The sequence below is a fragment of the Frondihabitans sp. OV104 genome, from assembly GCF_057787745.1.
This window is the reverse complement of record NZ_CM173541.1, coordinates 1,684,574-1,710,360: the sequence shown is the minus strand read 5'-3', so window position 1 is coordinate 1,710,360 and position 25,787 is coordinate 1,684,574. Positions and strand designations below refer to the sequence as shown.

At 67.9% G+C, this 25,787-nt stretch carries 26 protein-coding genes; 11 read left to right on the top strand and 15 right to left on the bottom strand.

Features of this window, described 5'->3' with window-relative positions; translation table 11 throughout:
* Nucleotides 1-13: 13 nt before the first annotated feature.
* A complete protein-coding gene (locus AC3CBB_RS08030; protein WP_488626609.1) occupies nucleotides 14-1,039 on the bottom strand; it encodes an alpha/beta hydrolase in 1,026 nt (341 codons plus the stop codon).
* Between the two features lie 1,082 nt (nucleotides 1,040-2,121).
* On the opposite strand from AC3CBB_RS08030, the gene AC3CBB_RS08025 reads away from it, so the two are divergent.
* Nucleotides 2,122-2,517 carry a hypothetical protein gene (locus AC3CBB_RS08025; RefSeq protein ID WP_488626608.1) on the top strand — a complete coding sequence of 132 codons (396 nt, stop codon included), beginning with the start codon at nucleotides 2,122-2,124 and terminating at the stop codon, nucleotides 2,515-2,517.
* 364 nt (nucleotides 2,518-2,881) lie between these two features.
* Here AC3CBB_RS08025 and AC3CBB_RS08020 read toward each other — a convergent pair whose 3' ends face one another.
* Nucleotides 2,882-3,091 carry a hypothetical protein gene (locus AC3CBB_RS08020; protein WP_148061140.1) on the bottom strand — a complete coding sequence of 70 codons (210 nt, stop codon included), beginning with the start codon at nucleotides 3,089-3,091 and terminating at the stop codon, nucleotides 2,882-2,884.
* Nucleotides 3,092-3,275: 184 nt separating this feature from the next.
* On the bottom strand, nucleotides 3,276-4,034 hold the full coding sequence (locus AC3CBB_RS08015) for a hypothetical protein (RefSeq protein WP_488626607.1): 759 nt from the start codon (nucleotides 4,032-4,034) through the stop codon (nucleotides 3,276-3,278).
* Between the two features lie 441 nt (nucleotides 4,035-4,475).
* Between AC3CBB_RS08015 and AC3CBB_RS08010 the strand changes: the two genes are divergently transcribed.
* Together AC3CBB_RS08010 and AC3CBB_RS08005 are read left to right on the top strand one after the other, a co-directional pair.
* The gene (locus AC3CBB_RS08010) at nucleotides 4,476-4,670 is read left to right on the top strand and encodes a hypothetical protein (RefSeq protein WP_488626606.1); all 195 of its coding nucleotides are present in this window, start codon (nucleotides 4,476-4,478) and stop codon (nucleotides 4,668-4,670) included.
* A gap of 135 nt (nucleotides 4,671-4,805) precedes the next feature.
* Nucleotides 4,806-5,030: a hypothetical protein gene (locus AC3CBB_RS08005; RefSeq protein ID WP_148061138.1), complete on the top strand. Its 225-nt coding sequence runs from the start codon at nucleotides 4,806-4,808 to the stop codon at nucleotides 5,028-5,030.
* 53 nt (nucleotides 5,031-5,083) lie between these two features.
* On the opposite strand, the gene AC3CBB_RS08000 is transcribed toward AC3CBB_RS08005, so the two are convergent.
* On the bottom strand, nucleotides 5,084-5,590 hold the full coding sequence (locus tag AC3CBB_RS08000) for a hypothetical protein (RefSeq protein ID WP_148061137.1): 507 nt from the start codon (nucleotides 5,588-5,590) through the stop codon (nucleotides 5,084-5,086).
* Between the two features lie 412 nt (nucleotides 5,591-6,002).
* Here AC3CBB_RS08000 and AC3CBB_RS07995 point away from each other — a divergent pair, with 412 nt between their 5' ends.
* The 3 genes from AC3CBB_RS07995 to AC3CBB_RS07985 all read left to right on the top strand — a co-directional run bounded on the left by AC3CBB_RS07995 (nucleotide 6,003) and on the right by AC3CBB_RS07985 (nucleotide 7,715).
* Nucleotides 6,003-6,173 (top strand): hypothetical protein, encoded by a 171-nt coding sequence (locus tag AC3CBB_RS07995; RefSeq protein ID WP_488626728.1) that lies wholly within the window; start codon nucleotides 6,003-6,005, stop codon nucleotides 6,171-6,173.
* Nucleotides 6,174-6,353: 180 nt separating this feature from the next.
* The gene (locus tag AC3CBB_RS07990) at nucleotides 6,354-6,917 is read left to right on the top strand and encodes an AAA family ATPase (RefSeq protein ID WP_488626605.1); all 564 of its coding nucleotides are present in this window, start codon (nucleotides 6,354-6,356) and stop codon (nucleotides 6,915-6,917) included.
* 201 nt (nucleotides 6,918-7,118) lie between these two features.
* A complete protein-coding gene (locus AC3CBB_RS07985) occupies nucleotides 7,119-7,715 on the top strand; it encodes a hypothetical protein (protein ID WP_488626604.1) in 597 nt (198 codons plus the stop codon).
* A 37-nt stretch (nucleotides 7,716-7,752) separates the two neighbouring features.
* On the opposite strand, the gene AC3CBB_RS07980 is transcribed toward AC3CBB_RS07985, so the two are convergent.
* The 8 genes from AC3CBB_RS07980 to phoA all read right to left on the bottom strand — a co-directional run bounded on the left by AC3CBB_RS07980 (nucleotide 7,753) and on the right by phoA (nucleotide 17,702).
* Complete coding sequence (locus AC3CBB_RS07980; protein ID WP_488626603.1) at nucleotides 7,753-8,127, bottom strand: VOC family protein; 375 nt, start codon at nucleotides 8,125-8,127, stop codon at nucleotides 7,753-7,755.
* A gap of 105 nt (nucleotides 8,128-8,232) precedes the next feature.
* The gene (locus AC3CBB_RS07975) at nucleotides 8,233-8,925 is read right to left on the bottom strand and encodes a helix-turn-helix transcriptional regulator (protein WP_488626602.1); all 693 of its coding nucleotides are present in this window, start codon (nucleotides 8,923-8,925) and stop codon (nucleotides 8,233-8,235) included.
* 179 nt (nucleotides 8,926-9,104) lie between these two features.
* Nucleotides 9,105-10,058 (bottom strand): aldo/keto reductase, encoded by a 954-nt coding sequence (locus tag AC3CBB_RS07970; RefSeq protein ID WP_488626601.1) that lies wholly within the window; start codon nucleotides 10,056-10,058, stop codon nucleotides 9,105-9,107.
* A gap of 138 nt (nucleotides 10,059-10,196) precedes the next feature.
* Nucleotides 10,197-11,231, bottom strand: a complete 1,035-nt coding sequence (locus tag AC3CBB_RS07965; RefSeq protein ID WP_488626600.1) for a zinc-binding dehydrogenase — start codon at nucleotides 11,229-11,231, stop codon at nucleotides 10,197-10,199.
* Complete coding sequence (locus AC3CBB_RS07960; protein WP_488626599.1) at nucleotides 11,231-12,289, bottom strand: NAD(P)-dependent alcohol dehydrogenase; 1,059 nt, start codon at nucleotides 12,287-12,289, stop codon at nucleotides 11,231-11,233. Before AC3CBB_RS07960 ends, AC3CBB_RS07965 begins: the two co-directional genes overlap by 1 nt.
* 97 nt (nucleotides 12,290-12,386) lie before the next feature.
* Nucleotides 12,387-13,184, bottom strand: coding sequence for a hypothetical protein (locus tag AC3CBB_RS07955; protein WP_488626598.1), 798 nt, complete (start codon nucleotides 13,182-13,184; stop codon nucleotides 12,387-12,389).
* Nucleotides 13,185-13,307: 123 nt separating this feature from the next.
* A complete protein-coding gene (locus AC3CBB_RS07950) occupies nucleotides 13,308-15,827 on the bottom strand; it encodes a lamin tail domain-containing protein (protein WP_488626597.1) in 2,520 nt (839 codons plus the stop codon).
* Between the two features lie 183 nt (nucleotides 15,828-16,010).
* Complete coding sequence (phoA, locus tag AC3CBB_RS07945) at nucleotides 16,011-17,702, bottom strand: alkaline phosphatase (RefSeq protein ID WP_488626596.1); 1,692 nt, start codon at nucleotides 17,700-17,702, stop codon at nucleotides 16,011-16,013.
* Between the two features lie 135 nt (nucleotides 17,703-17,837).
* Between phoA and AC3CBB_RS07940 the strand changes: the two genes are divergently transcribed.
* Nucleotides 17,838-19,013, top strand: coding sequence for a winged helix DNA-binding domain-containing protein (locus tag AC3CBB_RS07940; protein ID WP_488626595.1), 1,176 nt, complete (start codon nucleotides 17,838-17,840; stop codon nucleotides 19,011-19,013).
* On the opposite strand, the gene AC3CBB_RS07935 is transcribed toward AC3CBB_RS07940, so the two are convergent.
* The 3 genes from AC3CBB_RS07935 to AC3CBB_RS07925 form a co-directional block, all read right to left on the bottom strand.
* Complete coding sequence (locus AC3CBB_RS07935; protein WP_488626594.1) at nucleotides 19,010-19,246, bottom strand: hypothetical protein; 237 nt, start codon at nucleotides 19,244-19,246, stop codon at nucleotides 19,010-19,012. The two genes, AC3CBB_RS07940 and AC3CBB_RS07935, sit on opposite strands and share 4 nt — an antisense overlap.
* 119 nt (nucleotides 19,247-19,365) lie before the next feature.
* Nucleotides 19,366-20,115, bottom strand: a complete 750-nt coding sequence (locus AC3CBB_RS07930) for an SDR family NAD(P)-dependent oxidoreductase (protein WP_488626593.1) — start codon at nucleotides 20,113-20,115, stop codon at nucleotides 19,366-19,368.
* Nucleotides 20,112-21,014 (bottom strand): fumarylacetoacetate hydrolase family protein, encoded by a 903-nt coding sequence (locus AC3CBB_RS07925; protein ID WP_488626592.1) that lies wholly within the window; start codon nucleotides 21,012-21,014, stop codon nucleotides 20,112-20,114. Before AC3CBB_RS07925 ends, AC3CBB_RS07930 begins: the two co-directional genes overlap by 4 nt.
* Nucleotides 21,015-21,222: 208 nt before the next feature.
* Here AC3CBB_RS07925 and AC3CBB_RS07920 point away from each other — a divergent pair, with 208 nt between their 5' ends.
* The 4 genes from AC3CBB_RS07920 to AC3CBB_RS07905 all read left to right on the top strand — a co-directional run bounded on the left by AC3CBB_RS07920 (nucleotide 21,223) and on the right by AC3CBB_RS07905 (nucleotide 25,787).
* Complete coding sequence (locus tag AC3CBB_RS07920; RefSeq protein WP_488626591.1) at nucleotides 21,223-22,551, top strand: enolase C-terminal domain-like protein; 1,329 nt, start codon at nucleotides 21,223-21,225, stop codon at nucleotides 22,549-22,551.
* A gap of 84 nt (nucleotides 22,552-22,635) precedes the next feature.
* On the top strand, nucleotides 22,636-23,865 hold the full coding sequence (locus AC3CBB_RS07915; RefSeq protein WP_488626590.1) for an ABC transporter substrate-binding protein: 1,230 nt from the start codon (nucleotides 22,636-22,638) through the stop codon (nucleotides 23,863-23,865).
* A gap of 88 nt (nucleotides 23,866-23,953) precedes the next feature.
* Nucleotides 23,954-24,907 carry a carbohydrate ABC transporter permease gene (locus AC3CBB_RS07910; RefSeq protein WP_488626589.1) on the top strand — a complete coding sequence of 318 codons (954 nt, stop codon included), beginning with the start codon at nucleotides 23,954-23,956 and terminating at the stop codon, nucleotides 24,905-24,907.
* Nucleotides 24,900-25,787 (top strand): carbohydrate ABC transporter permease, encoded by an 888-nt coding sequence (locus tag AC3CBB_RS07905; RefSeq protein ID WP_488626588.1) that lies wholly within the window; start codon nucleotides 24,900-24,902, stop codon nucleotides 25,785-25,787. The genes AC3CBB_RS07910 and AC3CBB_RS07905 overlap by 8 nt, the downstream gene beginning before the upstream one ends.

Sequence of the window (25,787 nt, the reverse complement as noted above, 5' to 3'; positions counted from 1 at the left end):
GCTACTGAGACGGTTAATTTTCGTCAACCTGCGTGGTTTGGCATTCCAGGTCCTGAAGTCGGACCGGCTGGGGTGTGCCGAGTAGCCGTCGGGTCCAGTCCCCGAGGCCTGCGATGGCGGTCCTGGAGATGGCGGCGTCGGGCATCATGCTGGTGAACCCGTGGAAGGCTCCTGGCCAGACGTGGAGTTCCGCGTCGACCCCGGCAGCCCAGAGGCGGCTGGCGAAGGTGACGTCTTCGTCGCGGAAAACCTCTGCGCTGCCGCAGTCGATGTAGGTTCGCGGCAATCCAGACAAATCCGTGGCGCGGGCTGGTGCGGCGTATGCGGAGACGTTTTCGGTAGCGCGGCGTGATCCGAGGTAGGCGTTCCAGCCGAAGATGGTCATCTGGCGGTCCGCGACCCCGACACCATCCATCTGCATGGTCGACACCGTGTCGTCACGATCGTCAAGCATGGGAGAGACGAGGATCTGGGCCATCAGCTCGGGTCCCTTCCGGTCTCGCGAAAGGAGCGCTGTGCCGGCGGCGAGCCCACCGCCGGCGCTTTGTCCTGCGATCACGATCCGACCCGGATCGATGCCGAGTTTGGGGGCGTTCTCTGCGACCCAGACGAGGCCGGCGTAGCAGTCCTCGACAGGGTAAGGGTCGGGGTGCTCGGGGGCGAGGCGGTAGTCGACGCTGATAAGCACGATGTCGTGGTCGAGCAGCCAGTCGTCGTACGAGTCGAGGTTGCCCAGGTAGTGGCCGAACATCATGCCTCCACCGTGGATGGTATAGACGCCCGTGGTGGTCCCGGCGCGCTCGATGCGGTCGATGATCGCGAGGCTGATGCGACCACCGAGGTGCCCGGGGACGGAGACGGTTCGCCGTTGATATCCGCGGTTCCGCAGGCGTTCGTCGAGGAGGTCCTCGGTGACGTCGAGCTGCCGCATGCGGGGCAGCATCTCGGGCGTAAGCGCGAAGGAGCCGCGAGATTCGAGCGCGGTGAGGAAGGGCGCGAGCTCGGGGTCGAACGGCGGCCGGGCGGTTCGTTCAGACATGGGCACTCCTTTGATGAAGAAGTGACGACTCCAATGAGACGTGTGCGCGGTTCCACTTGCCGGGGCAAAGCAGAGTTTTTTCCCTCTGCAGGAGACTGTAGCGCAACGAAAACCCCAAAAGCGTGCAGAGCATGAATGCTCGGCAGGATCCAGGGGCAACAGGGCGTCACTCGTCCGGTCCCGATCCGCTATCGGACACGTCCCGCGATAGCGATCGTTTCTGGAGGTCGTTGCAGCGCGCTTGGCGAACCGCGAACACTGGGGGCTCTCGATCCGGCGAAACTCTTCGTCAAAACCGAAAGCGTCAGAACGCTAAGGTGACCGTTTCTGACGGTTCTCGGCGTCGCGGAAATCGCCCCGATTTGACGGAGTCGTCTGCAGAGCTTGCTTTCGCTCTGGTCTTGGCGCTGTGGTTGCAGTTACCGCCCCGCCACCGTGCACTTCATCGTGCGGGTTATACGCACATCGCGGACGCCGTCTCGTGTTGAAGCGCAAACCTAGAGGGAGAAGAGTGGTGGTCGTCCGGCTCTCGCGCTCGTATAGTCCTCCGTTTCGCCAACAGTCCGAAGAGCGGACCTAGGTAGATCGGGACGTCAGCGTCGCGGCGCTCGAAAGGCAATCACGGTTCCGGCTGCTGCCAGAACGAGAACAGAAAGTCCGCCAAAGAACAGAACGGCCGCATCGTGGTGCGTCGACTGAAGGAGCCACCCGAGCGCAAGCATGATCACTCCCAGCCCCCCAAGCACCACGGCGGAGGTCAAGAATTGCCCACGAGTCCGGTTCATGACCCGACCATACAGACAGATAACCGGACCTGCGTAGCGTTCCTCAATCCGAGGGGGTCGAACCGGGGCATTGCTGAAATGCATGCGCCAGACTGACGCTTGCTCCGCGAACGCCGTTGCCGACGAACGGCGAGCGTCCGGCTTGCGCGCGCGATTGGTCAACTGATTTGACAGCAGTCCCGGCCGCTCAATGTGGCGCTGGCCCGCCCCGTTCTGGGGTAAATACGTGCACCAAGAAGGCTATGTAATCTCTGGTCGAAGACTTGAAACGCGCGAAGCCGACGAAGGACTGGGGCTGTGACTGCTGCTGATGCGACGGGTGAACCCGAGGTCAGACGTCGAGGCTTCAGCGTGCTTCGATGGCTTGGGGTTACTGGACTCTTTGCCCTGCAATTCATCGTTTTTTACGCAGCCGTCTTCGAGTCGTTCCGTTCAACTTGGCTCTACACGCAGTCCGGTGCGTGCGCAGACGTCGGAACAGGCGCGGACAACTGCGACTGGACCTTCGGAAACGTCACTGTGCCGTTTGCGTTCCTCTTCGGTTTAGCGACGTTCGTCGGTGCGGCCATCTGGGTCGGGACGCGAAAACGGCGAAGCCACCAGCTGCTTTTCGCGGGCCCGGCCGCTGGCATGCTCCTCATGGTCTTGAACGGCATCGTCTGGCACGTCCTCAATCGCGCAATGGCCTTTTAGAGCGCAAGGAGTCCGATCTAAGGCCAGCAAGTGTCCCTTACGGTGTCGCCGTGGGACGGGGCTACGGACTTTAGTCGTCAGGGACTGTCACGATCGCCCCGGCAACTTTGCCGAGGAAACAGCCGTCAAAGGGCCGCTCGACATCTGCACCTACCGAAGGTACCGCCAGCCTACGAGGACATGGCTTTCTCCCGCGGCGACGAGATTTCCCGCAGGGTTGAGTTTGAAGAACGGCCCGTCCACATCGAAGCGGAGGTACAAAGCGAGGGCGCCATGGTCCGCACCGCAGTGAGAGTGGTGAGCAAATTGGCGGCATCGCGCTGAAGGTCCGTCTTTCGCTCCTATCCGAAAGAGGTCTCGAGGATCATCTGATCGTGGCGATTTCGGAGGAGAGCGATGGCATGGAAAGCGATTTGAAGGTGTCGAGTTCGCGGGCGCGAAGCTCGGCCACCTTCCCTCTTGAGACACCTCGCGAGTCACTGCCCGCATTGATCTCCGAGGTGGTCCGCACATCGAGGCGCTTCAAATTCAAGGAAGCGACCACCGCCGGGGCCATTCTCACCGTGGGGTTCACCTGGCGAGTGTGGGCTGGCGTAATCGAGCTCAGCTTCACACCCGGACAAGGAAGTTGAACCCAAGTTGAAGCAGGTTGGAGACCTACCGTCGCTACGACGGTTATCGACTACGGCCAAGGCGCCAAAGATCGCCGGCGGCTCTACAAGGAAATCCTGGCCGTGAGCGAACGCTAGAGATCCCCGTCACGGTATGGGTGACTTACCGGCTCGAGCTCGCCAGAATCGGTGCCACCGAACGCGAAGACGCACATTCGGTTCCACGAGTTGATGCTCCGTGGGGATTCCCATCGCCTGCTGGTTGGCGCGAATCGTCACCCGCTCCGCGGGCGTCGGCCCCGCGTTCTCCGGGTCGTCATGCACATGCTCAATCGGCTCCGAGCGGTGCCTTCGCCACCACTGTCCGCTCGCGTCGCGGAAGATTACCGTCGTCGCCAGCGCGGGCATTCCGGGATAAACGTCGTTCTCCCACGTGAAGTTGACGACGTAGTCAGTCTCTGGGTCGATGGCGCCGACGCTGATGGAGAAGTCGTCCCAGGTGCGGACCGTGCCGCCGTTGACCATCTGCACGCGAGCGGGCCCGATCAACTCCTTACTGCCGTTGTGAATGATGACGGTCGTCTGATTCAGCGGCAGGAGCGCCACCCCGAGCATCTTCTCTTCAGAGTCGGGGTCCGGGTTGTTAATGAGTCCCAGGGCGGCGCAGGCGTTGCCGACGCGTGCTCCGTTCGGGAGTAGAGGGACAGTCGAGCCGGGATTGTGATTCTCGACATGTGTGAACTTCGAGAACACCAGGCGAGCCTGTTCTTCCCTCTTGATGCGTCCGTTCCGGAGGTACGTGCTCGTTGCGACGAGCAACGCCAACAGGCCGCCGAGCGTGGTCAGCCAACCTCTCCAGGCGTCCCATTGAGTGGGTGTCAGAAGCCCAAAGAACCAGTCGACCATGACGCGAGCGTACGGTCTGGCTCCATATGGCGGGGCCAACGACACCGGTCAGGTGGGTCAGATGCGCGCCTCTTGAGGCGGAAAGGGTTCCCATGTGAACGCAGGCACGGCCGCACGGGGGCCGTCCCTCTGGACAGGGTATTGGTCAGGTGGAGCTGCCAGAGCCATAATCAGCAGATGACGCGTGGATCGTGGTTGTTTCTTGCCGCCGTAGGGATAGTCCTGCTCGTGACCGGCGGTTCACTGGCGGGTCACGGTCATGGAATCATTGGAACAGCAATTGTGATGCTCGGAGCGGCAACAACGGGCATCGCCATCGGACGCTACCGCTCGATTAAGTCGCCCCTCAAGTGAGCTAGGCCGCACGTAGATGGTCCGGCTTCCGTCCATGGAATGCGACCGCCTTTGGCATCCCCTCTTGAATGATGAAAAGCTAACGCTATGACGAGCAACGTCGCCAACCTGTCCTTTCGATCAGCCGCCGAGAGTGCACAGAAGGCCATCGACTTGTACGCAAAGCCCATCGGTCTCGGAGCCTTGCACTCGACTGAGCATCAAGGAATTCAGGCCCTCGCCGAGGCAATTCGAGATCTGGCGGATGGCTTAGCCGCGATGACGGCGAGGGATGAGCGCTGAGGGTTCGGCTTACGCGCTGAATTGGTCAGCCGATTCGTCAGCAACCTCTTCCGCCGGAATGAGCCCCTTTGGCAAACCCTTTCGTAGATTAAAGCAATCAAGTTTTTCCGCCTTGCAGGAAGTCAGGAATTGTTCATGAAAGCATTGCCTTGGCTGATGTCGTTGGCTGGACTCGCCATTGTGGTCCTGACCTATATCGACGGCGCTCAGCTCGGCATCTGGGCCGACGAACACATGACCGTTTCCGAAAGCCTGCCAAATCTAGTAGGTCCGTTTGTTGTCGCGGCCATTGGCTTCGTCTTACTAGCCGGCGGTATAGCCGTCGGCCTCACCAGTCGCCGAACGAAGTCCGATCGGTAGGCCTTCTTCGCTGAACACGCCAACTCGCGTGATGAAGGTTGGCCCACGCTCGGCTACTCCGGTTCTGGCCACGGCACGCTGTGTGCGTTGGGGAGGCGCACGCGGAGCGCCTCCAACTCCTCCGAATTGCTGTAGAGAACAACGTCGACGATGAATCCGCCGAAACCACTCCACTCCCTTCCCCACTGCACCAAGAGGGCCTGCCGATCCTGCCGCCCGCGCCCCATCAGCTCCTTCGTCGAGTAAATGGACCGCGCCGTCGGCGATGAATGTTCGGCCGCACGAGAGACATCCAAGGCCGCTGGGACAGGAAAATCCAGCCACCGAATTCGGGCTACGGTGCCCGTGAGGGCTGTTCGAGCTAAGCCCATGGCTTCGGCGTAGCGATCGAGTTCGAAGTCGACCAACGGTTCTCCGGGCAGTGCCCCGTCGAGAAAGCCCTCATTGAGGGCCGAGACCTGCCAATCGACTTCATCGTGGACGGAGATCGACTCGTCATATTCATCGAGCTGTAGGACTCCGACCCACACGGAGCGGGTGAGTTTCAAGGGAAAGGTCACAAGACCGAAGCTAGGGGCTGCCGGCCATGACCGGAAGTGCCGCTGGTCGTTCCCTCGTGAAGGCGGGCCGAGCCGCACGGTATTTCTTTCGCGGCGCTCGGCCAATCTCGCGAACGGTGGAGGTTCCTGAATCGGAGGACCTCGGCACACCCAGGGTCGATTTATAGAGGTGAATTCGCAGATCGAGTCCTAGCCGACTCAAATCCGCCAGGAGGTTCCCCGGGATGAGAACTTCTTGGCCGAGTCGTTGATTGAACGCGCGAAACTCGAAGTCAATGTCGTAGCGCGCAGATAGCGCTGCAAAATCGCGTTCTTTATTGGCGAGCTGAGAGAGGATCCAGCGAAGTGGGCCCCAAAAGTCATCTCCAAATCGGAGGCGTACGTCGTCCCCGTGATTGAACGACGCGCGATCATGAGCCCAGGTTCCACCGCGGTACTTCGAATGCTTCAATCGCTGCGATTGGCCGGCTGGTTCGACGACGCGAACGGCATCGTGATCGGCCGAACCTCCGGCGGAAGTCTGGCTGGTCTCACGCAAGAAGAAGCAGGCCGACGCGCGCTGAGTGGTCTCGGGGTCCGGTGATCCTCGACTTCGATACAGGGCACCAGTCACCTCAGATGCCGCTGGTCAACGGCGCACTGGCCGAGATCACGCTTGCCGACGGCTCGGGCACGATCGCGCAGCACCTGATCCCGTGACCGCAGGGTGGAGCCCGGGGAGTGGCCTCTGGTGCGACGACGTTGACTCCGGCAGGGTTGAACGATGAACCCTCTGCCTCCGCTCGCGCTCGTCGTGATCGCCGGACCTCAAGCGTCGGGCAAGAGCACGCTGGCAGCCGCGCTGAGCCATGAGCTCAGGCAGGCCGGCGAACGCGTCGCCTTGGTCGAACTCGATCAGATAGCGGCGATGGCTCTGCCCACCCTGCCGGACTGGGAGACCGCGCATCGCATCTTCGAGTCCGTCACGGGCCAGTGGCTGCGCTCTTCACTCACGTGCGTCATAGCTGAGGGATCAGGCAGCTATGAAGAAGTCCTCCGAATCATCAACCAAGCGCCGGCTGGTGCCCCCGTCGTCACGGTTGCGCTTACCGCGCCCTTCAGTGTGGCGCTCGAGCGCGCACAGCGAGACCCATCGAGGGGCGTCTCGCGGGAGCGAGTCTTCTTAGAGGGGATCTACCAGCAGTGGCCCGACGAGCTCGCTCGATTCCAGTCGCGCGTGCTCCTGGACACCAACGAACTGGGGCTGCAGCGCAGCGTCGAACTCACCCGGACCGCGATCGCCACCGTCCGACAAGAACACTCCACGACGAATTCACTCCCCAGGTGATCTGAGAGCAGCCGCGTGACCAGAGAGGCGATGGAGGCTCTCCGAGGCACCTGCCGGTCATGTCGCGGAGCCCTGACCAGCCGCGCCAGTGCTCCTGGAGTTCTTCGAACCAGGCGGCGGTCGACGACGGTCATCCCTCCGTCGCCTCGAATGCGTCTTCTGGTCGAGGAATGCGCCGAGATCTTTCCGTAGCTTGGGGGTATGGCGGATGCTCGATCGCGTGCTCGGGTCGGATCAGGCCGAATATTCTCAACTGCCGCGCTGACGTTCACGGCCGTCACGGTCGCCCTGGTGTGCCTGGGTGCGTTCGCTCACGTCGATCTCTTCTTTCACGGCGCAGCGGGCTGGGACGTCGGAGCGCTCTCGCTGGTGATCGCTGAGGTCGCTGCGTCGGCCCGTGCGTTCCTCTGGCTGCGCTCCAGACTCGACCTGTCCGTTCGCCGGGCTCTTGCTTCGGCAGGAATCCTCGTGACTGTCGAATCGGGGGCGACGGGTGTCACCGCCTACATCGGCCACAGAGCGACTTACACCGACGTCGCCGATTCCTGTCATGGAGACCCCGGAGTCATGGCTCGCGAGACAGACACGCTCCTTCGCGCGCGTGGGGTCCTCTACGTGCGGCACGGCATCGTCTTGGTCCGGGCTCCGCAGTCCGAGTACAAGCCACCACTGGGGACCAAGCCGGCGGCCAGCGGCTCCTTCATGTCGGTGTGCAACCCTGACGGTTCCATCACCATCGGGTTTCCCACGTACGGATATGCGACTCCGATCCCCCCGATCACGATCCGCGAGAAGTAGGTCGGGCGGGACGCCCGGGCCAGGAGCCGCACCCGGCTCACCCCACCGGCACCGAGAACAGGTTCACCACGTTCCCGTCCGGGTCGCGGAACAGCGCCGACCGGTTGCCCCACGGCATCGTCGTCGGCTCGAGCACGATGTCGTCGAGGTGGTCGCGCAGGCGCGCGAACTCGGCATCGGCATCGGCCACGCGGAACTCGATGATCACCGACCTGCTCGACGCAGGAACGGGGGCGGCGTCGCCGAGCATCGCGACGGTGGCCGTGCTGCCGATGGCGAGGGTGGCCGTCGGGGTGCGGATCTCGGCGAAGACGGGGGCGGGGCGGGTGGCCGGAGTTCCTGCGACCCTCTCGTAGAAGGCGGTGAGCCGGTCGACGTCGTGCGTGATGATGCGGATGGAGGCGAAGTCCATGGTGGCCTTTCCGGCGGGCCCCGGTGGCCCGACCTGACCAGTCTCGGCGGCGCCGGCGACAGCGCCCTGTCGGTGTTTACGAGGCGCGCCGGGAAAGCGTGCCGTTCACGACCCGGCCGCAGTGATGTGGCCGTACACCGCATCGAGGTCGGCGGCGCTGAACGGACGCCTCGGGGGCTTCTCGCCCGTCGGCTCGGCCGCCGCGATCCGGTCGCCGCGGAACGCCCGCACCCCGTCGCGCAGCCGACACCACCCGACCAGGTACCAGCTGCCCTCGCGCCCCACGTAGCCGAGCGGCTCCACATCGCGCCGCGTGGCGACGCCCGCTCTGTCGCGGTACTCGAGGCGCAGGATCTCGCCGCTCCGAAACGCCTCCACCAGCCCGGCGGGTGCTCCGGTCGGGGCCTCGTCGCGCACGAAGAGCACCCGGGAGGCGAGCTCGCCCGTCACCCCCGTCGTCGTGTCGTCCAAGACGGCGACCACCTTCCGCAGGGCCGAGGCTGCGGGCCCCGAGAACGGGCTCGCGCCCAGCATGCCGAGTGCGACGGTCATCGCCAGGGCCTCGTCGACGGTGAAGCCGAGCGGAGCCAGCGTGTGCGACGCGTCGAGGCAGTAGCCTCCGGTGCGGCCGGGCTCCGCCCAGATCGGCACGCCGGATTGCTGCAGCGCCGACAGATCACGCTCGATCGTGCGGCCGCTCACCTCGAAGCGCTCGGCGAGCCAGCGGGCGCTCCGGGGGCGGGGCGACACGGCGCGCAGCTCTTCGACGAGGGCGTACAGGCGGTCGGTGCGATTCACACGTCGACCCTAGTTCGCCGCGGCCGGGCCGCCGCCGGGCCGCCGCCGGGCCGCCGCCGGGCCGCCGCCGGGCCGCCGCCGGGCCGCCGCCGGGCCGCCGCCGGGCCGCCGCCGGGCCGCCGCCGGGCCGCCCGCGGGGCGCAGAGCCAGCGCGCGGCGGGCGCCCCGCAGGCGCGGAGCTACGCGTCCAGGAAGACCCGCGCCGGCGGGGTCAGCTCTTCGGCGCGCTCCCAGAACGCGTCCGGCAGCTCGGCGGCGGACGACGCGAGCAGCCCGTCCAAGCGCGCAGGCTTGCTGATGCCGACGACCGTCGTGTGCACGAGCGGATCGCGCAGAGACCACTGCAGCGCCGCGGTGCCGAGGTCGGTCTCGTACTCGTCGCACAGGTCGGCCAGGGCGGCGACGGCAGCGAGGGTCTCGGGAGCCGCGGGCCGGTAGCCGTAGTTCGTGTTGCCGGAGCGGGGTGCGGCGAGGATCCCGCCGCCGTAGACGGCCGCGTTGATGATGCCGAGTCCGGCGTCGGCGCAGTGCTGCAGGAGGGCGGCCGCGCTGCGGTCGACGATCGTGTACCGGTTGTGCACGAGGATCGCCTCGAAGACGCCGAGGTCGATGTAGCGTCGCATCTCGCCGCTGGGCCCGCCGGCCAGCCCGATGTGGCCGATCTCGCCCTCGTCGCGCAGGGCCACCAGCGTCTCGACCGCGCCGCCGGGGGCCGACATGAACTCGAAGGCCTGGTTCTCGGGGTCGTGCAGGTGCACGAGCGGCAGTGTGTCGAGGCCGAGCCGCGCCTTGCTCTCGGCGACGGAGGCGCGCACCCGCTCGCCCGAGTAGTCGCCGTCGATCGAGTCGACCTTCGTCACGACCAGGAAGTCGTCGGGCCGCCCGCCGTGCGCCGCCAGCCCCAGGCCGATGCGCGTCTCGCTGTCGCCGCCCGAGTACTGGTTCGACGTGTCGATCGAGCGGATCGGGCTGTCGAGAACGGCCTCGACGAGCTCCACCGCCTGGGCCTCGGGGGTGTCGTAGCCGAACAGCAGCGGCTGGCTGCCGAGAGGGCCTCCGCCGATGGTGACGGCGGTGGTGGTGAGGCCGGTCGAGCCGAGTGTGCGGGTCCAGTCGGGCCTGAGTTCGTGCACGGGGTTCTCCTTCGAAACGTGTCGTGGGGTGAGCTTATCTCGTGCCAACGGGCGGGGGCGCGGATGCAGGAACTGCCCCGCCACCGTCGAGTCGACGGTGGGCGGGGCAGTTCCTGCGCGTGCCCGAAAGGCAGCGACCTAGGGGCGGACCATCACCTTGAGCGCCGTTCGGTCGGCCATCTGCTGGTAGCCCGCGGGCACCTCGTCGACGCCGATCGTGACGTCGAAGACCTTGCCGGGCTCGATCGAGCCGTCGAGCACGAGCGGCAGCAGGGTCGGGATGTAGTGGCGGGCCGGGGCCACGCCGCCCGTCATCGTGAGGTTGCGCATGAACTCGCTGCGCCCGAAGGGGAGCGACTGCTCCTGCGGCACGCCCACGCGGCTGATCACGCCGCCGTCGCGGACGACGGCGATCGCGGTCTCGACGGCGGCGCCGAGGCCGACGGCCTCGAGCACGACCTGCGTGCCGTCGCCGTTCGTGATCTCTTTCACTGCGGCGATGCCGTCGTCGCCGCGCTCGGCGACGACGTGGGTCGCGTCGAACTCGCGACCGAGGTCGGTGCGCGCCGTGTGGCGACCCATCAGGATGATGGTCTCGGCTCCGAGGAGCTTCGCCGACAGGACGGCGCTGAGGCCGACCGCGCCGTCGCCGATCACGGTGACGCTCTGGCCGGGCTGAACGCGGGCCATGACGGCGGCGTGGTACCCCGTCGACATGACGTCCGACAGAGAGAGCAGCGAGGGGATCAGCTTCTCGTCGAATCCGGCCGGCACGACCACGAGGGTGCCGTCGGCGAGCGGCACGCGGACGATCTCGCCCTGCCCGCCGTCGTGCGACGTTCCGCCCCAGGCCTCACCGTGCCTGCAGGAGGTCTCGAGCCCCTCCTGGCAGAAGTCGCAGGTGCCGTCCGAGATGACGAACGGCGCGATGACGAAGTCGCCGACCTTGACGTGCGTGACGTCGTCGCCGACCTGCTCGACGACGCCGACGAACTCGTGACCCATGCGCGAGCCCGTGTCGCTGTCTTTCTTCGACGCGAACGGCCACAGGTCGGAGCCGCAGATGCAGCCGGCCGTGACGCGCACGATCGCGTCGGCGGGGTCGACGAGCGTCGGGTCGTCCACGGTCTCGACGCGGACGTCGCCCGCGCCGTACATCAGAGCCGCCTTCATCAGGCGCCCGCGCCGGTCAGGGTGGCCGTGTCGATGACGAAGCGGTAGCGGACGTCGCTCTTCAGCACGCGCTCCCACGCCTCGTTGATCTGGTCGGCGCCGATCAGCTCGGTCTCGGGGACGATGCCGTGCTCGGCGCAGAAGTCGAGCATCTCCTGGGTCTCGCGGATTCCGCCGATGGACGAGCCTGCGAAGGTGCGGCGGTTGCCGAACAGCGTGAAGACCTGGACGCCGAGCGGCTCGGCCGGAGCGCCGACTGCCACGAGGGCGCCGTCGAGCGTGAGGAGGCTGAGGTAGGCGTTGATGTCGATCGACGCCGACACCGTGTTGATGATGAGGTCGAACTCGTTGGCGAGGTTCTCGAAGGTGGCGGGGTCGCTGGTCGCGTAGTAGTGCGAGGCGCCGAGACGGAGGCCGTCGTCCTGCTTCGAGAGGCTCTGCGAGAGCACGGTGACCTCGGCGCCCATGGCGGCGGCGAGCTTGACGGCCATGTGGCCGAGACCGCCGAGGCCGACGACGGCGACCTTCTTGCCGGGGCCCGCGTTCCAGTGACGGAGCGGCGAGTAGGTGGTGATTCCGGCGCACAGCAGCGGGGCGACGGCGGCGTAGTCGAGCGACTCGGGGACGTTCAGCACGAAGTCCTGGTCGACGACGACGTGGGTGGAGTAGCCGCCCTGGGTGACGTTGCCGTCTTTCGGGTCGATGCCGCCGAAGGTCTGGATGTTGCCCTTGAGGCAGTACTGCTCTTCGCCGGCCAGGCAGTTGGCGCACTCGCGGCACGAGTTGACCATGCAGCCGACGCCGACGCGGTCGCCGACGGAGAACTTGGTGACATTGGCGCCGGCCTCGACGACCTCGCCGACGATCTCGTGGCCCACGACCTGCGGGTAGCTGATGGGACCCCACTCGCCGCGGGCGAAGTGGATGTCGGAGTGGCAGATGCCGGCGTAGGCGATCTTGATCAGGACGTCTTCGGCGCCGACGGGACGACGCTCGATGGTGAGGGGGACAAGGGGCTCGGTGGCGGAGGGGGCTCCGAAAGCATTCACTGTAAGCACGCTTCAAGCGTATCTGCGTCACCTGAGGTCTTAGGGGCACTGCCAGGGCACCCCTCGGAGGGAATACCGCGCACCCCTCGGAGGGAGTGCGCGCCCGTCAGCCCGTGACGCTGATTCCGACCGAGCTGCCCGTCCAGGTGGCAGTCAACGACGACATGGTGAGCGTCATGCCGTTGGCGGCGAACGAGCCCGGAGAGGCACACGTCGACGAGCCGGCGAGGCCGTTCGACGAGTCGGCTCTCGACGTGATCAGGAGGCAGTAGCCGCCCCCGTCGCCTGCTCGCTCGGCCACCCAGACGCGCATGCCCTGCGCGCTCGTCAGGACGAGGCGGGTGGTCGACGCGGTGAAGTCGGTGTCGCTCCCGGCGTCGGGCGGGAAGGGGTACTTGTCGAGCGTCGTCTGGTCGCCCACGAACAGCGAGTCGGCCTGCGCCTGGGCCGTCGACACGTCGCTCGTGGGCGACGCCGCGGGGGAGTTGAGGGTGTCGTCGTTCGTGAGCGTCGAGTCCATGGCGGGGTCCGATGCGCTCGTCGCGGGATCGCCGGCGGCGAGGCGCGACGTCAGAGCCGAGTCGGGTGTCGCCTCGGCGGTGGGGGCTGTCGCCGTGCGGATCCCGAAGCCTGCCGCGCCGCCCACGACGAGCACGCCGGCGAGCAGGGCCGCCGTCGCGACGATGCGCGACCGCGATCGCGGAGTCGGAGCCGACGTCTCGGGTTCTGCGTGGCCGGGATCCTCCATAGCCTCCGTCGACGACTCGGGCGCAGGAACTGGCCCGGCCTTCACCGGCTTCACGCCGAGGGCCCGCAGGGCGTCGGCGCGCTCCGCCGCCGTCGTGCCCTCGCCGAACGCGATGGCCTCGAGTTCGTGCCGCCGTTCGTCCGCGTTGGTCCCCACGCATCGATGCTAACCCCGTGCTCGCGCCCGGTCTGGCTCCCCGCCCAGGATCAGGACTCCGCACCACGACCGGGCTCGGTTCCGAGTCCCGATCGTGGTGCCGCGGGTCACCGTGCGGCGGGGCTACGCCTTCTGGCGGCGTCGCACCACGATCGCGCCGGCACCCGCGACCAGCAGGGCCAGGGCCACCGCCAGCGTGCCGATGACGTCCGTGCCGGTGTACGCCAGGGACGGGTCGGCCGCGGCGACGTCGCCGCGGTTCGCGGCGGTGAGCTGGTCGGGGCTGAGGACGCCCGCGGGATCGGTTCCGCTGTCGCCGCCGCCCGTTCCTGCGCCCGGGGTCGTCGTCGCGGGCTCGCACGGGTAGCTGCCCTCGCGGAACGAGAAGCCGTCGGTGTCGTTGTCGTCGGCATAGAACGTCTCGCGCTCGCCGTCGGTCGTGCACGTGGCGGCCGGAGCGATCGCGAAGCCCTCGTTGGCGAGGGCCGGGTCGGCGTTCGACGGGGCGTCGTAGAGCGAGCTCTGAGTGAACGCACCGGAGTCGTCGATCGAGAACAGTGCCGTCTGGCCCTCGCAGGCGTCGTCGCAGACGACCCAGAGCCGGCCGAGGTCGGCGTCGAACTGCACGTCGGCGACGACCGGGAAGGACGTAGCGATCGTGGCGACGCGGTGGAAGCCGCCGTCGCTGAGGAGCGCGTAGGCGTAGACGCTGGCGGTGCCCTCGACTCCGACGAAGAAGAGGCCGTCGCCGTGGCCCGCGTAGTCGGCGGGCTCGTAGGCGGCGTTCGTCGAACCGTCGACGAAGCCGCTCCCGGTCAGGAACGCGTCGGGGATCCAGGTGACGCCCTCGAGGCCCGAGTTCGCGCCGAGGCCGGGGAAGTCGGCCGCGAGGTTCCACTCCTGCTCGGCGTTCAGGACGGTCGCCGGCGACGTGGCGTCGTACTTCAGGACGGCCGGGCGGCTGACCGACGAGACGTCGTTGTCGCGCTCGGACGAGACGTAGATGCCGCCTTCGGAGGAGTCGTCGGCGACCGTCACGCCCTCGGCGTCGACCGTGCCGGTGCCGTCGGCGTAGTGGAGCACCTTGCCGTCGGCCCAGCCGCCGGTGGTGGCCGGCGCCCAGCCGCCGGAGGCGTCGGACACGATCCTGTAGAGCTTGCCGTTGCCGTTCTCGACGCCCCACAGGGTGCCGTCCTTCGACGTGCCGGAGGGCTCGTAGTCGAGGCCCGAGAGGTCGCCGGTGTACGTGACCTCGGCGTCGAGCGCCGTCTCGTCGGGCCTGCCGGGCCAGGTCTCGGCGACGGCTGTGCCCTCGAAGCGGTTCGCGGCGCCCTTGGTGGCCTCCGAGGTCTGCTCGAAGTCGCCGGTGCCGTCGGGGTTGCGGCCGTAGGTGGTTCCTGCGTGCGACGTCCAGCTGGACGAGTCGACGAGGGTGCTGCCGTCAGCCAGGAACAGCCGCGCGCTGTCGGCGCCGCCGAGGCCGAAGTCGAAGCCGTCAGGCGTCGAGGCGGTCGTCGTGTCGAGCACGGTGAAGCCGCCTGCGGCCACGGTGGTGCCGGCGGGGATCACGTACGAGTGGGTGTCGTCGCTGTCCTTGAACACGTAGCCCGAGATGTCGACGGTCGACGCGCCGATGTTCGTGAGCTCCACCCAGTCGTCGGGCGAGCCGCCGTTCGACTCGACTTCGTTGATGCGGACCGGCGAGGAGCAGTCGTTCGCCTCGCCCTTGGTCGAGACGGTCGTGGTCGTCCAGTCGCCGGTGCCGTCGGGGCAGCGGCCGTAGGTCACCGCGCTGTGGGTGGTCCAGCTGTAGCTGACAGCGAGGGCGCCACCGGTGTCGAACAGGCGGACGGCGTCGTCGGCGCCCAGGCCGAAGTCGAAGCCGTCGTCGGTCGTGGTCTTCTGGTCGATGACGGCGAACGCGCCGGGCTCGACGATCGAGCCCCGGGGCAGCACGTACGAGTGGGTGTCGTCGCTGTCCTTGAAGGTGTAGCCCGAGATGTCGACGGCCTCGGTCGAGGTGTTCGTCACCTCGGCCCAGTCGGTGTCGTCGGCGTTCGACTCGACCTCGTTGAAGGCCAGTCCCGCAGGGGACCCGCCCCCGGGCGTGGGCGTGGCGGTCGGAGTGGGCGTCGGGGTCGGTGTGGGCTCGGGGAACTCGTTGGCGGCGTTCCTGGTCGCCCCGGAGGTCGTCCGGAACGAGCCGTCTGCGGTGCGGCCGTATGTCGTGGTCGCGTGGGCGGTCCAGGTGTACGCGTCGACGAGCGTCGTGCCGTCCGCGTCGTAGAGGCGGACGGAGTCGGCACCGCCGAGGCCGAAGTCGAAGCCCGTCGTCACGCCGGAGCCGCCGAGCTGATCGACCGTGAAGAACGCACCCGGAGCGATCGTCGTGCCGTCGGGAATCACGTACGAGTCGGTGTCGACGTCGTCTCTGACGACCATGCCCGACACGTCCACGGCCGTCGGCGAGAGGTTGGCGAACTCGATCCAGTCGCCCGGGGTCCCGCCCTGCGACTCGATCTCGTTGATGACGATCCCGGAGTCGGGAGCGGCCTGGGCGGTGGTGGTGGCGACGAGGATGCCGGCGAAGGCGAGCGAGCCGGTGAGCGTGATGGCTCCCAGCTTCACGAGGGGCGGGCGCATGCGTGTCCGTTCAGATCGGTGGGCGGGCCCGGCAAGCCTCGCTGACCGGACGAAACGGTTCGTGGCCGGGCGGTGAACGCGAGGTGGGCTTCGCTCGGGGCGTACGGAAAAACCCCCGCTCCGGCGTGGCACGTGAGCCGCGACTGTGCGCGGGTGCCGGAGGCGGGGGTCTCTCGAGATGCGCTACTTGGTGACGCGGATCTTCGCGACGGCGTCATGGCCGGTCTGCACGCCGCTCAGCGTGATCGCCACGTCGCCGAGCTTCACGGGAGCCGTGAGCTTCACCGACACCGAGCCGTCGATCAGGTCGAACGTGCCGAGATCGGCCGAGCCGACCGTGACGCTCACCTGGCGGTCGCCGGCGAACTTCGTGCCGGTGATCGTCACCTTCTCCGAGGGGCGCGGACGCGAGTCGCTCGCCGAGGCGCGGCCCTTGTCGCTGAGCGACGCCGTGTCGGTGTCGAGCTTCAGAGCGCGGGCCATGGTGAAGAAGGTGTCGGTCTGATCGGTCAGGCCGACGACGTTCGCCGCTCCCGGGCCGTAGGCCGCGATGCGAACCTGAGTTCCGGTGTGCTGCTGCGATCCGCCGGCCGCAGCGGTGCCGTAGGCGACCTTCATCGTGGTGCCGTCGACCGTCGTCAGCGCGGTGCTGAGGGTCGCCGGGGGCGTCGAGTCGACGATCTGGCTCGTGTGGGCGTGATCGGCGGTCGCGATGACGAGCGTGTTGCCCTCTTTCTTCGCGAAGGCGAGCGCGGACTGGATGGCCTCATCGAAGTCGATCGTCTCGCCGATCTGGCCGCACGCGTTGGCGGCATGATCCTGCTTGTCGATGGATGCGCCCTCGACCTGCAGGAAGAAGCCCTTGCCGTCCTTCGGCTTGTTCAGGAGCGAGATCGCCTTGCTGGTCAGCGTCTTGAGGCTGAGATCGGAGCCGAGGCGCTCCGGGTTCGGCTGGCAGGTGACGGGGGCGAGGCTGGCTCCGCCGACGGTCGCCGTGCTGGGGGCGAATCGGGTGGGGAAGTTGCCCGGGGTGAAGAGGCCGAGGACGGGGTTCTTCTGGTCGGCCTTCTTGACGGCGGCGAGCTCGGCCCCGGTCGAGACGACGTTGTAGCCGCGCTCCTCGGCCTGGTCGAAGAGGGTCTGGCCCTGGTACTTGCCGGCCTTCGCGGTCTGCGTGAAGCTGGTCGAGCCGCCGCCGAGCGTGAGGTCGGGGCGCGTGCCGATCAGCTGTTCGCTGATCGAGCCGAGGCCGCCGTTGACGAGCGAGTCGTCTCCGCACGAGGTCGAGTCGGGGCCGTAGCAGCTGCGCGCGTCGACGTGGGCGACCTGGACGGCCGGGGTGGCGTCCTGGATCTCGGCGGTGGAGACATCGCCGGTCCGGTAGCCGTTCGCTTTGGCGATCTCGGTGATGGTCGCCTGCGGGGCGCCGTCGATGTCGACGGAGATGGCGCCGTCGTAGGTCTTGGTGCCGGTGGCCCAGCCGCTGCCCGAAGCGGCGGAGTCGGTCACGTAGTCGGGCTTGCCCCTGTCCGGGCCGGAGTTGTAGAGGGAGTAGGTCGTGTACGAGCCGGTCAGCGGCAGCGCGTCGAGGCCGGGGAAGCGACCGGCGGCGCCGTACGCGTAGTTGCGCGCGACGGTGATCTCGGAATCGCCCATGCCGTCGCCGATGAGCAGGATGACGTTCTTCGCCTTGGAGCCCTTGATGGCGGCCTTGACGGCCGCGGTCTGGTCGCCGGCCAGGCGCGTGGCGCCGCCGTTCTGCGACAGAGCGGCCTCAGCGCCGGCGAATGCCGCGCTGGGAAGCAGGACAGCGGCGGCGACGACGCCGGCTACGATCGCGACTCTTCTGTGACGGGTGCTGGCTGTTTTTCGCATTGCAGTCTCCTCGTTGACGCCCCCCGAGCGGGGGACTTCCTCTAGGTTGCCTATGAATCTGCAATGAAATGTGAACGGCCGGTGACCGTTGCGCGAACGGCCCTGGGTGTCGGCGGCTGACGCTACGGTCGGAGCATGCGCACCTTCACCGCAGCCGATCGCCGGGCGCTCCTCGTGCGGCGGCACCACCTCACGGGCGACGCCGCGACTCCCGAGCAGGCGACCCGGTCGGTGCTCGCGCTCCACGCCACCGACCCCGCCTCGGTGTATCTGCAGGTGCTCGCGCGCGCCCGCGACCTGACCATCGCCGACGTCCAGGCCGCCATGTATGACCGCCGCGCGCTCGTCCGCTGGATGGCCATGCGCCGCACGCTCTTCGTCTTCCCCCGCGAGATCGTCCCCGTCGTGCAGGCCGCGGCCAGCACGCCCCTCGCCGTGACGCTCCGCAGGCGCCTCGTGCGCATGCTCGAGCTGAACGGCACCGAGCCGCCGATCACAGGCGATATCGGGGCCTGGGTGTCCGAGGTCGAGCAGGGTGCTCACGCAGGCCTCCTCGCCCGCGGCACGGCCACCGGCGCGCAGCTCAGCACAGACGAGCCGCGGCTCCGCACGGCGATCGTCCCTCGCGTGAAGTCCGACCTCGCTCAGAACGTGACGAGCATCCTGCTGACGCTGATGAGCGCCGAGGGCAGCATCGTCCGCGGCACGGCGGCGGGGGAGTGGACGACCCGCCTGCACCGCTGGGAGCCGCTCGAGCACTGGTGGCCCGACGGGCTGCCGGTCGTCGAGAAGGCCGAGGCGCAGGCGTCGCTCGTCGAGGAGTGGCTGCGCGTGTTCGGACCGGCGCCCGTCTCGGACATCGAGTGGTGGACCGGCTGGACCAAGACCGCCGTGCGAGCCGCCCTCGGGCGCCTGGCGATCGACGAGGTCGACCTTGACGGCGAGCCCGGCGTCGCCCTCGCGGGCGCGGAGTTCGATGTCGAGCCCGCGCCGCCGGCCATCACGCTGCTGCCCGCCCTCGACCCGACGCCGATGGGCTACAAGCAGCGGGGGTGGTTCTTCGGCGTCGACCCCGCCCCGCACTTCGACACCAACGGCAACCTCGGGCCGACCGTGTGGTGGGGTGGGGAGATCGTCGGCGGGTGGGCCGTGGCGGCCGACGGAGAGGTTCGGGTGAAGGTCGTGGCCGATCGGGGCACCGACGTTCCTGCGCTGGCTGCCGCTGCGGGGGCCTCGCTGCAGGAGCGTCTCGGCGGGGCGCTGGTCAAGCCGGTGTTCCGCACCCCGTTCGAACGGGCGCTGACCGCCTAGGCCGTGGCGCTGTCGCCCGCCATGCCGAGGTAGTCGCCGAGGCGCACCAGGAAGTCGTCGGTGGGGCGGTACGCCGGGTCGGCGCTGGCCTTCTCGTACTCGGCCTGCAGCTCGTCGATGACGCCGTCGAGCTCGATGACGGCCAGGGCGTCTTTCTCGCTGTCGTCCAGCCCGACGAAGTAGCCGATGGCTCGGTCGATGTCGGCGGGGCCCTGGTACGTGAAGTCGCTCATGCCTGCACGCTACCCCCGCCCCGCCTCCGAATTTCACGGAGAAACCGGCGTCGGGCGGCGGCCTCAGTGCGATCCGAGGCCGCCGCGATACAAATCTCCTTGAATTTTCAGAGGCGGGGTCAGTCGCGCAGGCGCAGGTTCTGCATCCCGCCGTCGACGGCGATCGAGGTGCCGGTGGTCGACGATGCCGCGGGGCTGACGAGGTACGCGACGGCGGCGGCCACCTCGGCGGCCGAGACCAGCCGGCCGTGCGGCTGTCGCGCCTCGAGGGCGGCGCGCTCGGCGGCCGGGTCGTCGGCCGAGTCGAGCAGGCGCCCGACCCAGGGCGTGTCGGCGGTGCCGGGGTTGACGCAGTTCACGCGGATCCCCTCGCGGAGGTGGTCGGCCGCCATGGCGCGCGTCAGCGCCAGCACGGCTCCCTTCGTCGCCGAGTAGAGCGCCCGCTGGGGGAGCCCCGCGGTGGCCGCGATCGAGCAGGTGTTCACGATCGACGCGGCCCCGGCGGCGCGCAGGTGGGGGAGCGCGGCGCGCGAGACTCGGACGAGCCCGACGACGTTGACGTCGTAGACGCGGTGCCACTCCTCGTCGTCGTTCGTCTCGACCGTGCCCTGAGCGCCGATGCCCGCGTTGTTCACGAGGGTGTCGATGCCGCCGAGCTCGGCCGCGATGGCGTCGATCGCCGCGCGCACGGAGGCGTCGTCGCCGATGTCGGCCTGCACGGCGAAGGCATCGGGGTGGCTCCCGTCGGTGGCGCGGTCGATGACGGCCACTCGGGCGCCGCCGGCGAGCAGAGCGTCGACGATCGCGGCCCCGATACCCGAGGCGCCGCCGGTGACGACGGCGCGGAGGCCGTCCAGCTGCCCGGTCATGCGCGGGCCGCCCGAGAAGACGCAGCCGACGACGCGACGGCGCCTGCGGTCGCGCGCCGGAACGTCGACCTCTGGGCACCCAGCCCCTCGATCGCGAGCTCGACGACGTCGCCCTCGCGGAGGTACGGGTGGTCGGGCAGACCGAGCGCGACGCCCGCCGGGGTGCCCGTGTTGACGAGGTCGCCGGGGCGCAGCACCATGAACTGGCTGAGGTACCAGACGACGTAGGGCACGTCGAAGATGAGGTTGGCGGTCGTGCCGTCCTGGCGCGAGACGCCGTTCACGCTGAGCGTCAGCCGGAGGTTCGACGGGTCGACCTCGTCGGCGGTGACGAGCTCCGGGCCGAGCGGGTTGAACGTCTCGCACGACTTGCCCTTGTCCCACTGTCCGCCGCGCTCGAGCTGGTACTCGCGCTCCGAGACGTCGTGCGACACGACGTAGCCGGCGATGCAGGAACTCGCCTCGTCGGGCGAGGCCAGATACCGCGCCTCGGCCCCGATCACGATGCCGAGCTCGACCTCCCAGTCGGTCTTCGTGCTGGTCGGCGGGATGAGCACGTCGTCGTTCGGACCGACGATCGTCGACGGGTCCTTCATGAAGACGATCGGCTCGTCGGGGATCGCCGCGTTCGTCTCGGCGGCGTGGTCTCGGTAGTTGAGGCCGATGCAGACGATCTTGCCGGGGGCCGCGATCGGCGAGCCGATGCGCTCGGCCGGCGTCGTGGCGGGGAGCGAGCCGAGAGCGTTGCGGACGGCGTCGATCCCACCCGCCGTGAAGAACTCCGGCCCGATGTCTCTCACCCCGAGGGAGTCGAGCACCGACGAGATGTCGAACGTGCCGTCGTCGTTCGCCACGGCGGGTCGCTCCGACCCGAGCGGGCCGGTCCTGAGAAATCGCATTGCGCTCCTAATCGTCGAAATCGGCGCAATTCATCAAGTGTCTGCACCTTTGCACTGCCTAAAGTAGTCCCTCGAGCAGAGAAAATCTCCTCTTGACTCACCAGACATCGGATGTTTAGAGTTACGGCACATCACGGCACCGCATGCCGTGCCCCACCTCGCGGTGCTCGTCACCGCGGTGTGCCCCCACCTCGTCAAAGGAGTCCAGGTGAGCCGCATCACTTCGCTCGAGAGCCGCGACGTCCGCTTCCCGACATCGCGCGACCTCGACGGATCCGACGCCATGAACGCCGACCCCGACTACTCGGCCGCCTACGTCGTCATCCACACCGACGACGCCGACGGCCTCAGCGGCTCCGGCTTCGTCTTCACCATCGGCCGCGGCAACGACGTCGAGGTCGCCGCCTACAAGGCGCTCGCCCCGTTCCTCGTCGGCCGCGACGTCGACGCGCTCCTCGCCGACATGGGCGGGGTCTGGCGCGAGCTCGTCCACGACTCGCAGCTCCGCTGGCTCGGCCCGGAGAAGGGCGTGATGCACATGGCGGTCGGCGCCGTCGTCAACGCCCTCTGGGACTTGAAGGCCAAGCGCGCGGGCCTGCCACTCTGGCAGCTGCTCGCCCGGCTGACCCCCGAGCAGATCGTCGACCTCGTCGACTTCCGCTACCTGTCCGACGCGCTGACCCGCGACGAGGCCCTGGCGATCCTGAACGCCTCGAGAGACGGGCGGCGGGAACGCGAGTCCCTCCTCCTCGAGTCCGGGTACCCCGGGTACACCACGACTCCCGGGTGGCTCGGGTACTCCGACGAGAAGCTCGTCCGCCTCAGCAAGGAGGCCGTCCGCGACGGCTTCACCCAGATCAAGCTGAAGGTCGGTGCGAGCGTCGACGAGGACATCAGACGTCTGGGGCTCGCCCGCGAGGCCGTCGGCCCCGACATCCGCATCGCGATCGACGCGAACCAGCGCTGGGACGTCGACGAGGCCGTCGAGTGGATCGGCGCGCTCGCTCAGTTCGACCTGGCCTGGGTCGAAGAGCCGACCAGCCCCGACGACATCCTCGGCCACGCCGAGATCGCCCGCCGGATCGCCCCCGTGCCGGTGGCCACGGGCGAGCACATCGCCAACCGCGTCGTCTTCAAGCAGCTCCTGCAGGCGAAGGCGCTCTCGTACCTCCAGATCGACGCGACCCGCGTGGCCGGGGTGAACGAGAACGTCGCGATCCTGCTGCTGGCCGCCAAGTTCGGCATCCCGGTCTGCCCGCACGCCGGCGGCGTCGGGCTGTGCGAGGCCGTGCAGCACCTCTCGATGTTCGACTTCGTCGCCGTCTCGGGCTCGCTCGACGACCGCCGGATCGAGTTCGTCGACCACCTGCACGAGCACTTCGCGACGCCGGTCGTGATGCACGACGGCAACTACGTCGCTCCGACGGCTCCCGGCGCGGGCGCCGACATGCTGCCCGAGTCGGCTCAGGCCTACTCGTATCCGCACGGCTCGGTGTGGCTGGAGATCGGCGAGCCGGTCGCCGTCGCCTCCCCCTGAGCCTTCGATGACGCTGACCTCAACTCGGCAACACCCCTGAACTGAACACAGCACCGACACCCTCACAACGAAGTGGAGCCAGTCATGAAACGCCGCCCTCTCCTCGCCGGAGCCGCCATCGCGATGACATTCGCGCTGGCCGCCTGCTCCGGCTCCACATCCGCCGGCGGACAGTCCGCCGACGCCCTCACCTGGGGCATGTGGATCTCCGGCAACGCCGACCAGGCCGCCTGGCAGAAGGTCGCCGACGCGGCCGACGCCGACCAGGACGGCCTCAAGGTCACCATCCAGGGCGCCCCGTTCGCCGACTACTGGACCAAGCTCCAGACGCAGCTGTCGTCGTCGAGCGCACCGTGCATCGTCACGCTGCAGAGCCTCCGCGCCGCCAACTACACCTCGCAGCTCGTCGACCTCGACTCGCTCGTGAAGAAGAACAGCACCGACCTGTCGGAGTTCGACCAGACGGCCCTCACCGGCATGAAGGTCGACGGTAAGCTCTACGCCCTGCCGTACGACACCGGCCCCTTCCTGATGTTCTACAACCGCGACATGTTCAAGGCGGCCGGAGTCGCCGAGCCGAAGCCGGGTTGGACCACCGCCGACTTCGAGGCGGCGGGCGCCGCTCTCAAGGCCAAGGGCAAGACGCTCTTCGCACCGAACGTCGGCGACATCCCGCTCGAGTCGCTGATCCTCGCCTACAACGGCGGCCGCGTCGTCACGAGCGACGGCACCCTCGACCCGACGAACGCCAAGTTCGCGGCCGGCCTCGACTGGATGGCCACCCTCGTGAAGAAGGGCTACTCGACCGAGGCGTCCAGCGACGCGTCCGCCGACGGCAACGCGTTCGTCAACGGCCAGGTCGCCGCGTACACCGACGGCCCGTGGTCGCTGATCACGCAGAAGGAGAAGGCGAAGTTCGACCTCGGCGTCACGACGCTCCCCGTCGGCGACACGACCGAGACGACGTACTCGGCCGGATCCGGCTTCGGCATCTCGAAGGAGTGCAAGTACCCCGACCAGGCCTACAAGGCGATCGTCTCCATGACGAGCGCCAAGGTGCTCGGCGGGCTCGCCGCCGAGGGCCGCGCGTTCCCCGGCCGGACCTCGGTGCAGCAGGACTGGTTCGACAACGCCAAGATCGAGGGCGCCGACGAGACGTTCGCCGTAGCGCTCAAGGGCGCCGTGCCTCTGCCGGGCAACAAGAACAGCGACCAGCTGAGCCAGCTCTTCACGCAGTACGCCATCCAGGCCGTCAACGGCCAGGAGAGCGGCGCGAAGGTGCTGTCGGACATCGCCGGGCAGCTGCCCCAGTAGTGCATCGGGCGGGCCGCACACCGCGGCCCGCCCATCGAGGTCCGCAACTGCGCCCATCGAGGTCCGCAACAGGGAGGCACCCACACCCATGACAACGACATCCGTCGCACCTCCGACCACGCCGGCCATCGCGTCCGTCACGGCCGAGGATCCCCGCGAGACCCCCGGAGCTGCACGGGGGAGGAGATCCTGGTGGGGTCTCGCCTTCGCCAGCCCGCACGTGATCGGCCTCGCGGTCTTCACCCTGGTGCCGATCGTGGCGTCGATGGTGATCAGCCTGAACAACTGGCCGCTCCTCGGCGACAAGCAGTTCATCGGCTTCGACAACTACTCGAAGCTGCTGGGCGACCCGATCTTCCGGACGGCCCTGCTCAACACGCTCCTGTTCACGGTGCTGTACATCCCGCTGAACCTGATCGTGTCGCTCGGCCTCGCTGCGTGGCTGACGCCCAAGATCCGCAACCGCCACGTCTTCCGGGTGCTGTTCTTCATCCCGACCGTGACGCCGATCGTCGCCAACGTCGTCGTCTGGCGCATGCTCTACCAGCCCGGCGGGGCCATCGACGCGTCAGTGCAGACGCTGTTCGGGTTCCACGCGCCGAACTTCCTGGCCAGCACCAGCTGGGCGATGATCGCCGTCGTCATGATGAGCGTCTGGCAGGGCTTCGGCTACAACATGCTGATCTTCTCGGCCGCCCTCGACTCCGTGCCCGAGAACCTCGTCGAAGCGGCCGAGCTCGACGGCGCGGGCGCCTGGCGCACCTTCTGGAGCGTCAAGTTCCCGATGATCTCGCCGTCGGTGTTCTTCGCCACGATGATGACCCTCATCACGTCGTTCCAGGTCTTCATCCAGCCGTTCATCCTGACGAAGGGCGGGCCGGGTTCTTCGACCCTGACACTCGTCCAGTTCATCTACAACCAGGGCTTCCAGTACCAGCAGCTCGGCCTCGCGTCGGCCGGCGCCTGGGTGCTCTTCATCATCATCCTCGGCGTCACCGCCGTGCAGTTCATCGGCCAGAAGAAGTGGGTGCACTATGAGTAGCGGAACGATCGGCCGGGTCCGCCCGGCACCGAAGCGGGTCGTGCATCGCTCGACGCGCGACCGGGTCAGGAGCGGCATCGGGTACGCGATCCTGTGCCTGATCGCCCTGGCCTTCATCTCGCCGCTCATCTACATGGTGGCGACCTCGCTCAAGCCGGCCTCCGAGACGTTCACGACTCCGCCGACCCTGTGGGGCTCCGAGCTGCGCTGGCAGAACTACGTCGAGGCGTTCACCTACCTGCCGTTCGCCCGCTTCCTGATCAACGGGATCCTCGTCGCCGCGGCCGGCACCATCATCAACATGGCCGTCTCGGTGCTGAGCGGCTACGCGTTCTCGCGGCTCCGCTGGCGCGGGCGCAGCACCGTGTTCATCCTGTTCCTCGCCACGCTGATGATCCCGCAGGATGTCCTGGTCATCCCGATGTACGTCATGATGCAGGGCTTCGGGTGGGTCGACACCTTCCAGGCGCTCATCATCCCGTGGGCGTTCACGGCGCTGGGCGCGTTCCTGCTCAGGCAGTTCTTCCTGACCGTGCCGCAGGAGCTCGACGACGCCGCCCGCGTCGACGGTGCCGGCACGATCCGCACGTTCTTCTTCGTGATGCTGCCGCTGGCCCGCCCCACCCTCGCGGTGCTCGCCGTCTTCTCGTTCATCTCGTACTGGAACTCGTTCCTCTGGCCGCTGATCGTCGTCAACGACGTCAACGCGCACGGCACGATCCCGCTCGGCCTCCAGCAGTTCTTCGGCCAGCAGGGCAGCCAGTGGAACCTCGTCATGGCGGCCAGCGTGATCTCGATGATCCCGACCGTCGCCCTCCTGATCGTCCTCCAGCGCCACCTCGTCAAGGGCATCGTCACCAGCGGCCTCGGCGGCCGCTGA

Bases quoted from the DNA above. Each gene is read 5' to 3' on its own strand.
- AC3CBB_RS07915 (WP_488626590.1), top strand. From the start codon at position 22,636: ATGAAACGCCGCCCTCTCCTCGCCGGAGCCGCCATCGCGATGACATTC.
- AC3CBB_RS07925 (WP_488626592.1), bottom strand. From the start codon at position 21,014: ATGCGATTTCTCAGGACCGGCCCGCTCGGGTCGGAGCGACCCGCCGTG.
- phoA (WP_488626596.1), bottom strand. From the start codon at position 17,702: ATGCGAAAAACAGCCAGCACCCGTCACAGAAGAGTCGCGATCGTAGCC.
- AC3CBB_RS07905 (WP_488626588.1), top strand. From the start codon at position 24,900: ATGAGTAGCGGAACGATCGGCCGGGTCCGCCCGGCACCGAAGCGGGTC.
- AC3CBB_RS07910 (WP_488626589.1), top strand. From the start codon at position 23,954: ATGACAACGACATCCGTCGCACCTCCGACCACGCCGGCCATCGCGTCC.
- AC3CBB_RS07940 (WP_488626595.1), top strand. From the start codon at position 17,838: ATGCGCACCTTCACCGCAGCCGATCGCCGGGCGCTCCTCGTGCGGCGG.
- AC3CBB_RS07965 (WP_488626600.1), bottom strand. From the start codon at position 11,231: ATGAAGGCGGCTCTGATGTACGGCGCGGGCGACGTCCGCGTCGAGACC.
- AC3CBB_RS08015 (WP_488626607.1), bottom strand. From the start codon at position 4,034: ATGGTCGACTGGTTCTTTGGGCTTCTGACACCCACTCAATGGGACGCC.
- AC3CBB_RS07980 (WP_488626603.1), bottom strand. From the start codon at position 8,127: ATGGACTTCGCCTCCATCCGCATCATCACGCACGACGTCGACCGGCTC.
- AC3CBB_RS07935 (WP_488626594.1), bottom strand. From the start codon at position 19,246: ATGAGCGACTTCACGTACCAGGGCCCCGCCGACATCGACCGAGCCATC.
- AC3CBB_RS07950 (WP_488626597.1), bottom strand. From the start codon at position 15,827: ATGCGCCCGCCCCTCGTGAAGCTGGGAGCCATCACGCTCACCGGCTCG.
- AC3CBB_RS08010 (WP_488626606.1), top strand. From the start codon at position 4,476: ATGACGAGCAACGTCGCCAACCTGTCCTTTCGATCAGCCGCCGAGAGT.
- AC3CBB_RS07990 (WP_488626605.1), top strand. From the start codon at position 6,354: ATGAACCCTCTGCCTCCGCTCGCGCTCGTCGTGATCGCCGGACCTCAA.
- AC3CBB_RS08005 (WP_148061138.1), top strand. From the start codon at position 4,806: ATGAAAGCATTGCCTTGGCTGATGTCGTTGGCTGGACTCGCCATTGTG.
- AC3CBB_RS07930 (WP_488626593.1), bottom strand. From the start codon at position 20,115: ATGACCGGGCAGCTGGACGGCCTCCGCGCCGTCGTCACCGGCGGCGCC.
- AC3CBB_RS07995 (WP_488626728.1), top strand. From the start codon at position 6,003: ATGAGCCCAGGTTCCACCGCGGTACTTCGAATGCTTCAATCGCTGCGA.
- AC3CBB_RS07985 (WP_488626604.1), top strand. From the start codon at position 7,119: ATGGCGGATGCTCGATCGCGTGCTCGGGTCGGATCAGGCCGAATATTC.
- AC3CBB_RS08030 (WP_488626609.1), bottom strand. From the start codon at position 1,039: ATGTCTGAACGAACCGCCCGGCCGCCGTTCGACCCCGAGCTCGCGCCC.